The organism is Herbaspirillum rhizosphaerae (genome assembly GCF_001189965.1).
Taxonomy (GTDB): Bacteria; Pseudomonadota; Gammaproteobacteria; order Burkholderiales; family Burkholderiaceae_D; genus Herbaspirillum; species Herbaspirillum rhizosphaerae.
The window spans coordinates 326,519-340,816 of sequence record NZ_LFLU01000002.1; the positions used below are offsets into that span (position 1 = coordinate 326,519).

At 60.3% G+C, this 14,298-nt stretch carries 15 protein-coding genes; 5 read left to right on the forward strand and 10 right to left on the reverse strand.

The window, feature by feature from the left end:
• The first annotated feature begins 58 nt into the window (after positions 1 to 58).
• Positions 59 to 1,270 carry a urate hydroxylase PuuD gene (locus tag AKL25_RS04240; RefSeq protein ID WP_050476390.1) on the forward strand — a complete coding sequence of 404 codons (1,212 nt, stop codon included), beginning with the start codon at positions 59 to 61 and terminating at the stop codon, positions 1,268 to 1,270.
• A 97-nt stretch (positions 1,271 to 1,367) separates the two neighbouring features.
• On the opposite strand, the gene puuE is transcribed toward AKL25_RS04240, so the two are convergent.
• From puuE to AKL25_RS04255, 3 genes are all read right to left on the reverse strand, one after another.
• Positions 1,368 to 2,300, reverse strand: a complete 933-nt coding sequence (gene puuE, locus AKL25_RS04245; RefSeq protein WP_050476624.1) for an allantoinase PuuE — start codon at positions 2,298 to 2,300, stop codon at positions 1,368 to 1,370.
• Between the two features lie 90 nt (positions 2,301 to 2,390).
• The gene (locus AKL25_RS04250) at positions 2,391 to 3,122 is read right to left on the reverse strand and encodes a GntR family transcriptional regulator (protein ID WP_050476391.1); all 732 of its coding nucleotides are present in this window, start codon (positions 3,120 to 3,122) and stop codon (positions 2,391 to 2,393) included.
• An 18-nt stretch (positions 3,123 to 3,140) separates the two neighbouring features.
• Positions 3,141 to 3,422 carry a hypothetical protein gene (locus AKL25_RS04255; protein WP_050476392.1) on the reverse strand — a complete coding sequence of 94 codons (282 nt, stop codon included), beginning with the start codon at positions 3,420 to 3,422 and terminating at the stop codon, positions 3,141 to 3,143.
• 223 nt (positions 3,423 to 3,645) lie between these two features.
• Between AKL25_RS04255 and AKL25_RS04260 the strand changes: the two genes are divergently transcribed.
• Positions 3,646 to 4,938, forward strand: a complete 1,293-nt coding sequence (locus AKL25_RS04260) for a M20/M25/M40 family metallo-hydrolase (RefSeq protein WP_050476393.1) — start codon at positions 3,646 to 3,648, stop codon at positions 4,936 to 4,938.
• A 99-nt stretch (positions 4,939 to 5,037) separates the two neighbouring features.
• Here the strand turns inward: AKL25_RS04260 and AKL25_RS04265 are convergent, their stop codons facing one another.
• Entirely contained in the window at positions 5,038 to 6,090 is a 1,053-nt protein-coding gene (locus tag AKL25_RS04265; RefSeq protein WP_050476394.1) for an adenosine deaminase, read from the reverse strand.
• A 402-nt stretch (positions 6,091 to 6,492) separates the two neighbouring features.
• Between AKL25_RS04265 and AKL25_RS04270 the strand changes: the two genes are divergently transcribed.
• Positions 6,493 to 7,038 carry a hypothetical protein gene (locus AKL25_RS04270; protein WP_050476395.1) on the forward strand — a complete coding sequence of 182 codons (546 nt, stop codon included), beginning with the start codon at positions 6,493 to 6,495 and terminating at the stop codon, positions 7,036 to 7,038.
• Positions 7,039 to 7,152: 114 nt separating this feature from the next.
• On the opposite strand, the gene AKL25_RS04275 is transcribed toward AKL25_RS04270, so the two are convergent.
• From AKL25_RS04275 to AKL25_RS04300, 6 genes are all read right to left on the reverse strand, one after another.
• Positions 7,153 to 7,881, reverse strand: a complete 729-nt coding sequence (locus AKL25_RS04275) for an amino acid ABC transporter ATP-binding protein (RefSeq protein WP_050476396.1) — start codon at positions 7,879 to 7,881, stop codon at positions 7,153 to 7,155.
• The gene (locus tag AKL25_RS04280; protein WP_050476397.1) at positions 7,862 to 8,518 is read right to left on the reverse strand and encodes an amino acid ABC transporter permease; all 657 of its coding nucleotides are present in this window, start codon (positions 8,516 to 8,518) and stop codon (positions 7,862 to 7,864) included. The genes AKL25_RS04275 and AKL25_RS04280 overlap by 20 nt, the downstream gene beginning before the upstream one ends.
• Positions 8,515 to 9,186, reverse strand: a complete 672-nt coding sequence (locus AKL25_RS04285; protein ID WP_050476398.1) for an amino acid ABC transporter permease — start codon at positions 9,184 to 9,186, stop codon at positions 8,515 to 8,517. The genes AKL25_RS04280 and AKL25_RS04285 overlap by 4 nt, the downstream gene beginning before the upstream one ends.
• 185 nt (positions 9,187 to 9,371) lie before the next feature.
• On the reverse strand, positions 9,372 to 10,154 hold the full coding sequence (locus tag AKL25_RS04290) for a transporter substrate-binding domain-containing protein (protein ID WP_050476399.1): 783 nt from the start codon (positions 10,152 to 10,154) through the stop codon (positions 9,372 to 9,374).
• A complete protein-coding gene (locus AKL25_RS04295) occupies positions 10,154 to 10,963 on the reverse strand; it encodes a GntR family transcriptional regulator (RefSeq protein WP_050476400.1) in 810 nt (269 codons plus the stop codon). Before AKL25_RS04295 ends, AKL25_RS04290 begins: the two co-directional genes overlap by 1 nt.
• Before the next feature lie 304 nt (positions 10,964 to 11,267).
• The gene (locus tag AKL25_RS04300; RefSeq protein WP_050476401.1) at positions 11,268 to 12,272 is read right to left on the reverse strand and encodes a 5'-nucleotidase; all 1,005 of its coding nucleotides are present in this window, start codon (positions 12,270 to 12,272) and stop codon (positions 11,268 to 11,270) included.
• A 282-nt stretch (positions 12,273 to 12,554) separates the two neighbouring features.
• Here AKL25_RS04300 and AKL25_RS04305 point away from each other — a divergent pair, with 282 nt between their 5' ends.
• Together AKL25_RS04305 and ltnD are read left to right on the forward strand one after the other, a co-directional pair.
• Positions 12,555 to 13,253, forward strand: coding sequence for a FadR/GntR family transcriptional regulator (locus tag AKL25_RS04305; RefSeq protein WP_007879494.1), 699 nt, complete (start codon positions 12,555 to 12,557; stop codon positions 13,251 to 13,253).
• Positions 13,254 to 13,389: 136 nt separating this feature from the next.
• Entirely contained in the window at positions 13,390 to 14,295 is a 906-nt protein-coding gene (gene ltnD, locus AKL25_RS04310) for an L-threonate dehydrogenase (RefSeq protein ID WP_338034469.1), read from the forward strand.
• Positions 14,296 to 14,298: the final 3 nt, after the last annotated feature.

Genomic DNA, 14,298 nt, shown 5'->3' on the forward strand with positions numbered 1-14,298 from the left:
CCAAATAAACAGTATAAATAGTTTTCAAACGAATTCACGAATTGAAAAGCGGGACAACATGGAAGCGTACATCTTCGACTGGCTCAACCTTTTGCTGCGCTGGCTGCATGTCATCACGGCGATTGCCTGGATAGGTTCGTCGTTCTACTTCGTCTGGCTCGACAACAGCCTGACCAAACCGGAAGACCCGGAGTTGCTGCAAAAGGGCGTCGGCGGCGAGCTGTGGGCGGTGCACGGCGGCGGCTTCTACAATCCGCAAAAATACCTGCTGGCGCCGAAGACGCTGCCGCAGAACCTGCACTGGTTTTTCTGGGAGTCCTACAGTACCTGGCTGTCGGGTTTTGCCTTGTTCTCGGTGTTGTACCTGTTCAACGCCGGCACCTTCCTGGTGGACAAGCATGTGCTCGACATGACGGCGACCACGGCGGTGTTTGCCGCGCTGGGATACCTGGCGGCGGGCTGGGTGGTGTACGACGCCATCTGTCGTCTGTTCGGCGACAAGCCGGGCGGCGATCGCGTGGTCGGCATATTGGTCACGATCTACGTCGTCGCTGCAGTCTGGGTGGCTTGCCATGTGTTTTCCGGACGCGCGGCGTTCCTGATGACGGGCGCATCGCTGGCGACGGTGATGAGCGCCAACGTGCTGTTCTGGATCATTCCCGGCCAGCGCAAGATGGTGGCGTCGATGCGCGCCGGCCAGAGTCCCGATCCCATCCACGGCAAGCGCGGCAAGCAGCGCAGCGTGCACAACACTTACTTCACGCTGCCGGTGATCTTCGCCATGCTGTCGAACCACTACAGCATGACCTACAGCGCCGCCAACAACTGGCTGGTGCTGCTGTTGATCATGCTGGCAGGGGTGCTGATCCGGCAGTTCTTCGTGCTCAAGCACAAGGGTATTTTCAAATGGCAGTATCCGGCGGCAGCGGTCGTGATCCTGGCCGGCGTGGCCGCATGGATCGTGCCGAAGTCGGCGCTGCAGCCGGCGCCGGTTGCGGTGCAAGGCGCTCCCGCAGTCTCGTTCGCCCAGGTGCAGCAGGTGGTCGAGACGCGCTGCATTCAGTGCCACGCAGCCAAGCCGACGCTGATGCCGGTGCCGGGCAAGGGCATCCTGCTCGACAGCAAGGACGGCATCTTGCAGCACGCCCAGCAGATCTATCAGCAGGCCGTGGTGCAAAAAGCCATGCCGCTGGGGAACCTGACCAACATCACGGACGACGAGCGCGCGTTGCTGGGCAAGTGGTTTGAGGGCGGCGCCAAAGGCGAGTAATCAGGAAAGAACCAGCGGACAAGAACCGGCTGGAAAGAAAAAAGGCTGAACTTCATGTTCAGCCTTTTTGTTTTGCGCGGACGGTCCGGTCAGCGGCTTATTTCGCCGGATACGGATGTTGCGCGCGCCAGTGATCGGCGATGTCGATGCGGCGGCAGATCCAGACGCGTTCATGCGACTGTATGTAGTCGAGGAAGCGTTGCAGCGCGGCGAAGCGGCCGGGGCGGCCGAGCAGGCGGCAATGCATGCCGATCGACAGCATCTTGGGCGCTTCTTCGCCTTCGGCATACAACACGTCGAAGCTGTCCTTGAGATATTGGAAGAACTGCTCGCCGGTGTTGAAGCCCTGCGGGGTGGCGAAGCGCATGTCGTTGGTGTCGAGCGTGTACGGCACCACCAGATGCGGCTGTTCGCTGCCGTCGGCCAGCGCGACTTTGGTCCAGAACGGCAGGTCGTCGCCGTAGTAGTCGGAGTCATAGGTAAAGCCGCCGTGCTCGACCACCAGTTGGCGCGTGTTGGGCGAGTCGCGGCCGGTGTACCAGCCTTGCGGATGGACGCCGGTCAGCTTGCGGAAAATCTCGACGGCGGCGCGCATGTGTTCGCGCTCGGTCTCGATGTCCATGTTCTGATAGTGAATCCAGCGCAGGCCGTGGCAGGCGATCTCGTGGCCCAGTTCGACAAAGGCCTGGGTGACTTCGGGATGGCGCTCCAGCGCCATGGCGATGCCGAAGACCGTCAGCGGCAACTGGCGTTTCTCAAACTCGCGCAGGATGCGCCAGACGCCGACGCGCGAGCCGTATTCATAGATCGATTCCATCGACAGGTGGCGCGCCGGGTAGGCGGCCGCGCCGATGATCTCGGACAGGAATTGTTCCGACGCCGGGTCGCCGTGCAGCACCGAATTCTCGCCGCCTTCTTCATAGTTCAGGACAAACTGTACGGCGATCTTGGCCTGGCCCGGCCAGTTGGCGTGAGGGACGTTGCGACCGTAGCCGATCAGGTCGCGCGGGTAATTGTCTGCTGGTTGCATGTAGTGCATGTGTTCTTTTGTAATGATGAAGACGGTGTTCGCTGATGTTGCCACGCCGCTGCGGCCTTGCCGTCGAAGTCGTATTGTCGCTCAGGCGTTCTTGCCCAGCACTGCACGCAAATCGAAATGATCGTCGTCGTTGGGACGCACGCGGTCTTCGCATAAGTGCAAATGGTGTGCCATGTGCTCTTGCGCCAATGCGATGTCGCCGCTTTCCAGCGCCGCCAGCACGGTGTCGTGTTCGTCGAAGGAGCAGGCATTGTGCCCGGGCGCTTCCGTCTTGGCGATCATCAGCGTGGTGCGCGAGACCAGCTTGCGCAGCGTGTCGACCAGCAAGGCGTTGCCGGTCAGCTCCGCCAGCGCCAGGTGGAACTGGGCCGACAGCCGGATCCAGCGCGGGCGGTCGCCGGTCAGGTAGGACTGGCGTTCTTCTTCGACCATCTTGCGCATGCCGGCGATCTGGCGCGTGCTGGCTTCGCGGCCGACCTTGTCGAGCACCGCGTATTCGATGATGTTGCGCAGCTCGAACATGTCCTTCACCTCGGTGTTGGACGGGCTGGCGATGAAGGCGCCGCGGTTGGCTTCCAGATCGACCATGCCCTCCGTGGCCAGGCGCGACAGCACCTTGCGCACTGTGTGGCGGGCGGTATCGTAAATCTGGCACAAGACCTGCTCAGTGAGCTTGGTGCGCGGCGGCAGGCGATGTTCCATGATGGCGTCGTAGATGTCCTGGTAAATGCGTTCCTCCACCGCCGGCGACTGATCGCGGACGGCGGTTTGCGAAGCCAGGAAAGAGCGGGATGTCTTGGTTGATTTGGTCATGGCTGTTTAAGAATGACATCAATGAGAGAAAAGGATTGCGCTGCTGCCGGATGCGGAGCAGGAGTCGTACCGGCGCGCAGTATTGTCGACAATGAATAAATCGATTAGCGACAATTTGGTGAATGTTTGCACCAGAATTGACGATTGCCGGCTCCGCTTGCACCACAACGCAGTGCGCTGCTGCAGGCTTGCGGCGGTGCAATTGGCGGCAATGCTCCAAGCGACAACAATCTGCGGCGCGTGTTGACGCCGCAGAAGCTGTGATTTTTTATTGTCGACAATTGTTTGCTGGTTTTTCATCAGGAATTGCTTATGCGTTTTGACGATTCTTTTCTATCTTATGCAAGAACCGTACTTGCTGCGCTCTTTCTGTTCTTCAGTGCGCTGAGGATTGCTGCCAAAGGCGCGCCACCATGCGGGGCGTAAGTCTTCTACAATGATCCATTGCTTGCCGGGATGATGTTTTCCGATATCAGCCCGGGATGAATACAGCGTTTTTATCGTTTATCTTCACAGGTCCTCTATGTCGTCATCTTCATTATCTTCGTCAGCGTCAGCATCAGCATCCCTGCATTCCCTGGCCACAGCCTTTCTCGACAAAGAACACGGCGCCCAGACACGTTTCCTGCAGGAACTGGTGCGCGTGCCGTCGGACAATCCTCCCGGCGATTGCGCCGCCCATGGCGTACGCGCAAAGCAGTTGCTGGAAGAACTGGGTTTTGAAGTCGAGGCGCATGTCGTGCCCGATGCGCTGGTCAACGCCAACGGCATGATCTCGGCCACCAACCTGATCGTGCGCAAGCGCTTCGGCAGCGGCGGCCCGACCATCGCCATGAATGCGCACGGCGACGTCGTGCCGCCGGGCCTCGGCTGGAGCAAGGATCCCTACGGCGGCGAAATCGTGCAGGACGCCGAACACGGCCCGGTCATGTATGGCCGCGGCGTGGCCGTATCGAAGTCGGATTTCGCCACCTACACCTGGGCGCTGCTGGCGCTGATCGCAGCAGAGAAGCAAGGCGTCGCGCTGAACGGCGCGATTGAATTGCAGTTCACCTATGACGAAGAAGCCGGCGGCGACATCGGTCCGAAATGGATACTGGAGCAAGGCCTGAGCAAGCCGGACTATGCGATCTCGGCCGGTTTCGCCTACGGCATCACCTCCGCGCATAACGGCTGCCTGCATCTGGAAGTTACGGTCAAGGGCAAGCAGGCGCACGCCGCCATGCCGCACACCGGCATCGATGCGATCGAAGCGGCCACCGGCATCTTGCAAGCCTTGTATGCTTATCGCGCCGAGCTGGCGAAGAAAAAATCCAAGGTCACCGGCATCAATCACGCGACCCTTAACGTCGGCCTGATCAAGGGCGGCATCAACACCAACGTGGTTCCCGACCTGGCGTCGTTCCGCCTGGATCGGCGCATGATTCCGGAAGAGGCGGGCTTCGACGCCGAAGGCGATCTGCACCGCGTGATCGATGCCGCTGCGGCCCATTACCCGGGTATTGAAATCAGCGTGCAGCGCATCCTGCTGGCGGAGCCGCTGGCCGAGCTGCCGGGTGTGGAAAAACTGATCGCCGCGTTTCAGCGCAACGCCGAAGCCGTGCTGGGCGAACCGGTTGCCGCGCACGGCGTGCCGCTGTATACCGACGCCCGCCACTACACCAAGCAAGGCATTCCGACGATCCTGTACGGCGCCGGACCGCGCACGCTGATGGAAGCGCGTGGCCACAATTCGGACGAGAATCTGCGTCTGGACGATTTGCTCAAAGCGACCAAGGTGGTGACGCTGGCGTTGGGGGAGCTGCTGCAAGCCTGATCGCCGTATAAGTTGCGCACGTAAAAAAACCTGCCGTCTTCAAACGGCAGGTTTTTTTATGCTGGAAACGCTGTGTTGTCGATGGCGATTTCAGTTCTGTCAGTGCGCAGCGCCGAATTCTTCCACTTCCTGCATCAGGCGCGCTTTGTCGGCGGCCGGCAGGAAGCTGGCGTTGACGCCGTTGCGCGCCAGTTGCAGCAGTTCTGCGCGCGTCAGCGCCAGCGACGCGGCAATCGCCAGATAGTTGGCGTTCATGTAGCCGCCGAAGTAGGCCGGATCGTCCGAGTTGACCGTCACCGCCAGACCGGCGCGCAGCATGCGGGCGATATTGTGCTCGGCCATGTCGTCGACCACGCACAGTTTGAGGTTGGACAGGGGACACACGGTCAGCGGCATTTTTTCATCGATCAGGCGTTGCATCAGCGCCGGATCTTCTTCGCTGCGCACGCCATGGTCGATGCGCTCGACCTTGAGCACATCGAGCGCGCTGAGGACGTATTCCGGCGGACCTTCTTCGCCGGCATGGGCAACCAGATGGAAGCCGAGCTCCTTGCAGCGGGCGAACACACGGGCGAATTTTTCCGGCGGGTTGCCGCGCTCGGACGAGTCCAGGCCGATGCCGTTCCACAGGTCGGCATATTGCTCACGCAGAGGCAAGGCGGCGTCCAGCGTGACGAAGGCGTCTTCTTCCGACAGATGGCGCAGGAAGGACATGATCATCGAGCTGGAAAAACCATGCTGCTCGCGTGCTGCGCGCAGGGCGCGGGCGATGCCGGCAAACACGACGTCGATGGCGATGCCGCGCTCGGTGTGCGTCTGCGGATCGAAAAAGATTTCGGCGTGGCGGACGTTGTCGGCGCGTGCGCGATCGATGTAGGCCATGGTCATGTCGTAGAAGTCCTGTTCGGTGCGCAGCACGTTGGCGCCGGCGTAGTACAGGTCGAGGAAGGATTGCAGGTCGGTGAAGGCGTAGGCCGCGCGCAGCGCTTCAACCGAGGCGTAGGGCAGGTCGACTTTGTTGCGTTGCGCCAGGGCAAACAGCAGTTCCGGCTCCAATGTGCCTTCGATGTGCAGGTGCAGCTCGGTCTTAGGCAGCGCTTCGATGAACGCGCGCATGTCTGCAGGGAGGCTGGGGGTGGCGGAGGAAGTCATGGCTGGGCCTTTTTGTTGAACTGAAACGAGTGATCTGAAATAAATGCGCTGAAACAAATGAACTAAAGCGATGGCGTATTTTCTCAGAAAAGTGGAATGCGACCGAAAAACTCCCTTCCTGCAAAAACTGAACCAGCTGCGTGCTAACTCAGGATTTGAGTGCGATATGTCCTGCGTAGAGCGATGAGGAGAATAAAAGCGTAAAGATTTCGTGAAATTCTTCGCATCGCAGGATTTGCATGTTTTAATGCTGTGCCGTCAACGGGACCAAAAAATTGCTAAAAAACCTTGATGGCAAGGCACGCCGATGCGGGCAGTAGGCAGGTGCCTTAGTTGAGCAGAACCGGGAGACGCAACGCCGCCAGCGGCGTTTTGTTAGTAGCGCTAAGTGCGAAATCAGGTATGAAAAAGATAATTGCAACGACGATGACATGCAGCATGCTGGCGGGCGCGGGTGTGACGCTCTCCGGCTGCTCTCTGATGTTCTGGAAGAAAAAGGAAGATCCGACGCTGGTGCCTTTCTCGACGATACCGAGCGGCTCCTACCAGAGCTTCGTCAAGAATTGGGACGAGAAGGAGCAACCGGTGCTGTGCGCCCTGATCCGTTCTTCCGGCGAATGGAACTACTGGTTCCAGCCGGCGGCGGCGATGCGTCAGAAGAATGCGCTGGCGCCGTCGTCTGAGTATTTCGAAACACGCCAGCTGATGCTGGCCACGCGCGTGATCCAGGCGCCCGACGCCGCCGAGCGCGGCCAGATCTTCACCGCCGACAAGGTCACGATGAAGGGCGGCGTGCTGAAGCTGGAATACCGTTTTGTGCGTCCGGCGTCCGGTGCGACCTACCAGATCAAGGATTTCCTGCTGGTGGAAATCCCCAAGGAGCGTTATACGACGGGGCCGGTGCAGTTTGTCGAAAACGGTCAGAAGGTGTGCCAGATTTCGCGCTGATTGTTTTTTTTGATTCCGATGCCGCGAATGAAAAAGCCTGAGTGGCAAACACTCAGGCTTTTTCGTTTTCAACGACCGCCATGACGGCGGATTGAGGGCTTCAGTAACGAAGATTCAATGCGTCATGCCGATGAACTGTTGCAGTTCCGGTGTTTTCGGATTGGTGAACAGTTCTTCCGGCGGTCCGATTTCGTGGACTTTGCCCTGGTGCATGAACACCACCCGATCGCACACTTCGCGCGCGAAGCGCATTTCATGCGTGACCATCAGCAGCGTCATGCCGTCATCCGCCAGGCTGCGCACCACGGCCAGCACTTCATTGACCAGTTCCGGATCGAGCGCCGAGGTGATTTCGTCGCAGAGCAAGGCTTGCGGCTGCATGCTCAGCGCGCGGGCGATCGCCACGCGCTGCTGCTGGCCGCCCGACAACTGCTCGGGGAAGGCATCGAATTTCATGCCCAGGCCGACGCGCTCCAGATTCTTCTTGGCCAGCTCGCGGGCTTCCGCTTCCGGCATGCCCTTGACGATCATCGGCGAGATCATCACGTTGCGGCCCACGCTCAGATGCGGGAACAGGTTGAACTGCTGGAAGATCATGCCGACCTTCAGGCGCAGCGTCTTGAGTTCCAGTTCGCTTTGCCCGAGGTAGGCGCCGGCGACGCTGATGGAGCCTTCGTCGATGGTTTCCAGGCCGTTGATACAGCGCAGCAGGGTGCTCTTGCCGGAACCGCTCTTGCCGATAATGGCGATCACTTCCCCGGCTTCGACCGACAGGCGAATGCCCTTGAGCACTTCGTTGTCGCCGTAGCGTTTTTTGACATCCTCAATGGCGATGAGCGGCATTGAATTTCCTTTCCAAAAATTGGCTGTACTTCGACAGCGGCCAGCACAGGGCAAAGTAAAAAAGTCCGACGACGGCAAACACGGTGAACGGCATGAAGGTGGCGTTGGTGATCACGGTGCCGGCTTTCGACAACTCGACGAAGCCGATGATCGAGGTCACCGCAGTGCCCTTGATGATCTGCACGCTGAAGCCGACGGTAGGCGGAATCGCGATGCGCAGCGCCTGCGGCAGGATGATGTGGCGCATCTGCTGCATGTGGCCCATGGCCAGCACCGAAGAGGCTTCCCACTGGCCGCGCGGAACCGCTTCCACGCAACCGCGCCAGATTTCAGCGAGGAAGGAGGCGCTCCACAAGGTCAGCGCCAGACCGGCCGCGAGCCAGGCCGGAACTTCCATGCCGAACAGGGCCAGTCCGAAGAAGATCAGGAACAGCTGCATCAGCAGCGGCGTGCCCTGGAAGACTTCGATATACAACTGGGCCGTACGGCGCAGGAAAGGACGCTTGGAAATGCGCATGAACAGGATGATCATGCCCACCACGCTGCCCAGCACGAAAGTCGCCAGCGACAGCAGCACGGTCCAGCGGCCTGCCAGCAGCAGGTTGCGAACGATGTCCCATAAGGAAAAGGAAATCATGAGGCCCTCCGCGCAAAGATGAACTTGTTGCCGATCAGGCGCAGGAACTGGCGCAGCAGGATCGCCATCGCCAGATACACCGCCGTCGCCACCAGGTAAGCTTCAAAGGCGCGGAAGTTGCGGCCCTGGATGAAGTTGGCGGCGAAGGACAATTCTTCCACGGCGATCTGCGAACACACCGCCGACCCCAGCATCACGATCACGATCTGGCTCGACAGCGCCGGCCAGATTTTTTGCAGCGCCGGGCGCAGGATGATGTGGCGGAACGCCTGGATGCGCGACATCGACAAGCTCAGCGCCGCTTCCATCTGTCCGCGCGAAATGGCGTTGACGCCGGCGCGGATGATTTCCGTGCTGTAGGCGCCGAGGTTGATCACCATGGTCAGAATTGCGGCCTGCATTTCGCTGATCTGTATCCCCAGGCTGGGCAAGCCGAAGAAGATGAAGAACAGCTGTACCAGGAAGGGCGTGTTGCGTATGAGCTCGACGTAGGCGCTCACGATGGGTTTGAGCCATCGCGGTCCCTGCGTACGCGCCCACGCTCCGAAGATGCCGACGGCAATGCCGATGACGCCGCCGATGGCGATCAGCTCGATCGTCGTCAGCACGCCCTTGACCAGCACGTCGGTATAGTCGAAGGTCGACAGGAAATCAAAGTGATAGGCCATGTGGTTTCATTTTCTGAAAATGGTGGTCAGCGTTGAATCACTTGGAATCAAGAGTCACCGGATCCCGCGTTGGCCGGGGCGTTGCTCGCTGTTGCTGCCGTTTATTGCTCAGCAAGTTTTGAGCCATCCCCGCACATCCCCGTTCATCCCGGCGTATGCCGGGACCCGGTGTCGCTACTAAGCAATTACAGATTTGCCGGCAGCGGCAGACCCAGCCACTTCACGGTCAGTGCGCTCAGTTCGCCGTCTTTCTTGATCTCGGCGAGGATGGCGTTGACCTTGTCCAGCAGCTTTTTCTCGTCCTTGTTCAGGCCGATGAAGCATGGCGAGTCTTTGATCAGGAACTTGGTTTCAGGCTTCTTCGGCGGGTTCTTGGCGATAATGGCGGCGGCGACCACGTTGCCGGTCGCGACCAGTTGCACCTGGTTCGACAGGAAGGAACTGATGGTGCCGTTGTTGTCTTCATAGCGCTTGACGGTGGCGCTGGCCGGAATGATCTTCGACAGTTCCAGATCTTCCACCGAACCGCGGGTCACGCCGATGGTCTTGCCTGCCAGATCGGCGGGGCCGCTGACTTTTTGATCGGCCGGGCCGAACACGCCGTTGAAGAACGGTGCGTAGGCGGCAGTGAAGTCGATCACTTTTTCGCGTTCTGCATTCTTGCCCATGCTGGAGATGACCAGGTCGACCTTCTTGGTTTGCAGGTAAGGCACGCGGTTGGCGCTGGTGACGGGAATCAGCTCAACCTTGACGCCCAGTTTCTTGGCGATCAGGGTGGCGACGTCGATGTCCAGGCCTTGCGGCTTGAGGTCGGCGGTGACCGAGCCGAACGGCGGGAAATCTTGCGGCACGGCGACGCGCAGCACGCCGGCTTTCTGGATGTCGTCCAGTGCTTCGGCGCGCGCGGCGGAAGCGGAAATCAACAGTGCGCCAGCCATCAGGCCCAGCAAAAGTTTCGAGAGTTTCATCATGATTCTCCAGGTTGAGATGAAGTGACAGAAGTGAGAGAGGTGGCTGAAGCAGCCACGGTTTTTTTACCGGATCGCGAAGCAGATTTCTTCGGCTTCGCGGGTGCTGCAAAAGAGTTGCCCACGGCGGACACGGGCGCCAGCGCCTGGCGCAGCGATCCCAGCGGATCATTGACGCTGACCTTGTTGAGACCGGCTTCGACGTGTTGCAGGTGGTCGTGCATGAGTTGTTCGGCGGCGGCCAGGTCGCCACGTTCCAGGGCGGCGACGATGTGCACGTGTTCGGCGCACGAGTCTTCGGCTTGTTCCGAGGACTGATGCAGCATGGCGGTCAGCGTGGTGCGCGCGGTCAGGTCGCGCAGGGTGTCCGACAGCAGGGTGTTGCCGAGGCACTCGCACAGCGCGACGTGGAAATCGCCCAGCAGGTAGCTGCGGGCGCCGATGTCGTCGCCTTCGATAGCGGCCTGCTCGCGCCGGATGTGGTCGCGCAGCTGCTCGATCGCGGTCTTGGTGATGGGCCGTGCGTGGCGCAGCAGGCCGAGTTCGATCACGCGGCGCGCTTCGAAGGCTTCGCGCGCGTCGCTGGGGGTCGGTTCGATGACGAACCAGCCGCGCCGGGCGCTGACCGTGACGATGCCGCGCGTGACCAGGCGCGTCAGCGCTTCGCGCACCAGGGTGCGGCTGACGCCGAACAATTCGGACAATTGCTGCTCGCCCAGGCGCGTGCCGGGGGCAAGCTGCTTGGCAAGGATCGCTTCCATGATGCGGCTGGCGATCTGAATCGAGGATTTGATGGCGTCTGTGCTCATGTCCCCACTACAGCAATATGCATGCCATGTATGCCAATCTGATATACAAGATTGACGTACAGAAAGACCTGAGGCCTGGGCAGGGCGAGAGCGGCATCGGGAACGCACCTCAGGGCTGGTTAGTCGCGCCGGCGTACGCCACGCGGGATGTTGCGGCGATTCAGTGTGGAAGGGAGATGATCACCGGAATGGTGCATCTTGTATACCAGTTCCCGATAAAGGAGCGTTTTTCAACGGCAGAAAGCACACCGCCCGCTGCCGGTGAGGGCAGCGGGCGGTGCGTTATATATAGAGAGCCGGCGGTTCAGGTTTTGGATGCTTCCAGCGATGCGTTGCTGTCGCTGGTCTCTGCCTTGTCGACCGGCGCTGCCGGCGGCTTCGCGACAGGCTTGCGCGCGGCGCGGCCGTTCAGGGTGCCGCCTTCATACGGGACGCGTCCCGACGGGACCACGGCGGAGGCCAGTTCGACGTGGCCTTCCTGGTCGTCGAAGAACATGTGCGCGCCGAAGGCGTGCAACACGTCGGCCTTGGGCAGGCCGCCGAGGAAGAAGGCTTCGTCGACCGTCACGTTCCAGGTACGCAGCGTGTGGATCACGCGCTTGTGCGCCGGGCTGTTGCGGGCGGTGACGATGGCGATGCGCACCGGGCAGGTTTCGGGCGTGAATTGCTTCTGGATTTCCGCCAGTGCGAACAGCAACTTGGCCAGCGGGCCTTCCTTCATCGCCTTGTTGCGGTGGCGCTGTTCGTGACGCACAAAGGCTTCCAGGCCCTTTTCGGCGTAAATCTGCTCCGACTCGCGCGAAAACAGCACCGCATCGCCATCGAAGGCGATGCGGATCTGGTTTTCCGGGGCGACGTAATTGGTCGGCGCGGTATACAACTGCGCTGCGGCGACGCCGCCGTCGATGGCGGCTTGCACATCGCTTTTGTCGCGCGACAGAAACAGGTCGATCTTGAATGCTTCCAGGTAATGCACGATCGGTTCGCCGCCGGTGAAAGCGGCGCGGCTGATGTCGAGTTTGTGGGTTTCGATGGCGTTGAAGGCGCGCAGGCCGGTGTCGGGCGAGTTGCGTGAAATCACCACCACCTCCACCAGGCGCCGGTCGGGGATCAGCGTATTGAGCTGGAGCAGGGCCTTGACCAGCGGGAATGCCGTGCCCGGTTCGAGCGGATCGTTTTCATGCTGGCGCTGGTAATCGCTATAGGCGGTCACGCCTTCGGTGTCGTAGATGGCGTTTTCGTGTTCGAGGTCGAACAGCGCGCGCGAGGAAATGCCGATGACCAGCATGCCGGAAAGATCGTAAGCCATGTTTGTATAACCAGTGATGGACTGCAAAATTTGATCTGCGAAGTGTGCCACAGATGCGATTTTCGCCCTAGTTGTGTAGTGCATTCGTCCTGTGCGGGATACTCATGATGCGCCTTCGCGTTCGCTCCATCTCCCATTTGCGCGCTATCTCCGTCAAAACACGCCATATTGTTTGCATCTTTGATAAATATTGCTGAAAAGTATTTTGTAGTGATGGATTGCATCGCGCTACAGAAATTTGTATGATGACCGTATAACTTCATCAAAAACGACGAGACATTCATGTTCCAAAAGATTCCGGTGCAGGCGCTCAGCGATACGGTAGCGCGGCAATTGCTGGAAAAAATCGACCTCGGCGCGTTCCCTCGCGGCGGCAAATTGCCGACTGAAGCCGTGCTGGCGCAGGAATTCGGCGTCAGCCGCACGGTGGTACGCGAAGCGATTTCCCGGCTCAAGCATGAAGGCGTGGTCGAACCGCGCCAGGGCAGCGGGGTGTTCGTCACCGAGCAGGCCGGCATCAAGCCGTTGCGCATCGATTACACCGAAGTCAGTTCGCCGGAAGCGGTCTTGCAGATCGTCGAGCTGCGCCGCGCCATCGAAGCCGAAGTGGCGGCGCAGGCTGCCAAGCGTCGCACCGATGCCGATATGGTCGCTATCGACAACGCACTCGCGCGCATCGGCATGGACGTCAAGGAAGGCGGCGACGGCGTTGCTGCCGACGTCGCATTCCACCGCGCGCTGGCGACGGCGACGCGCAATCCGTATTTCATCAAGACGCTGGAGTTCCTCAGCCAGTATCTGGAAGCCGCCACCACCGTCACGCGTGGCAACGAAGCGCGGCGCGACGACTTTTCGCGCCAGGTGCGCGAAGAACACGAGGCCATCGTCGCCGCGATTCGCGCCGGCGACGAGATGGCGGCGCGTGCGGCGGCGCAGACGCATATGTTCAACGCGGCCCGGCGCTTGAGTCAGGCCGGGTAGCAAAGATAAATACTCGCGGTAAGAAACGCGGAAAAACTCGCAGTAAAAAATCGCAGTTAAAAATTCTAACCAGGCGCAGCGTGCCGGATCCCCGACTCAGAGATTGAGTGATCCACAGCCAACGCCGCCGCAATCAGTGGAGTCGACGATGTCTAAAAATGTTGGTGTGATCGGTCTGGGAGCAATGGGTCTGGGCGTTGCTCGCTCATTGCTGCGCGCGGGTTTCAAGGTGCATGCCTGCGACGTGCGCAAGGAAGTGCTGGACAAGTTTGCGGCCGAAGGCGGCATCGCCTGCGCCAATCCTGCCGAGATGGGCAAAGCGGTCGACGTGGTCGTCACGCTGGTGGTCAATGCCGCACAGACCGAAACCGTGCTGTTCGGCGAGAACGGCGCCGCATCGACATTGAAGGCGGGTAGCGTGGTGATTTCCAGCGCAACGGTCGCGCCGGACTTTTCGATTGCATTGGGCCAGCGTCTTGCCGAAAAAGGTTTGCTGATGCTGGACGCGCCAGTGTCGGGCGGCGCCGCGCGCGCCGCTTCGGGGGAGATGACGATGATGACTTCCGGCCCGGCCGACGTCTACGCCAAGATCGAAGACGTGCTCAAGGGCATGGCCGGCAAGGTCTATCGCCTGGGCGACACGCACGGCATCGGCTCCAAGGTCAAGATCATCAATCAGCTGCTGGCCGGCGTGCACATCGCCGCCTCGGCGGAAGCGATGGCGCTCGGTCTGCGCGAAGGCGTCAATCCCGACGCGCTGTATGAAGTCATCACGCACAGCGCCGGCAACTCGTGGATGTTTGAAAACCGCGTGCCGCATATCCTCAACGGCGACTACACACCGCTGTCGGCGGTCGACATCTTCGTCAAGGATCTGGGCCTGGTGCTCGATACCGCGCGCCGCAGCAAATTCCCGTTGCCGTTGTCGGCCGCTGCGCATCAGATGTTCATGATGGCCTCGACTGCCGGTCACGGCGGCGAAGACGATTCCGCGGTGATCAAGATTTTCCCGGGTATCGATCTGCCGCCATCGAAACAGTAAAAG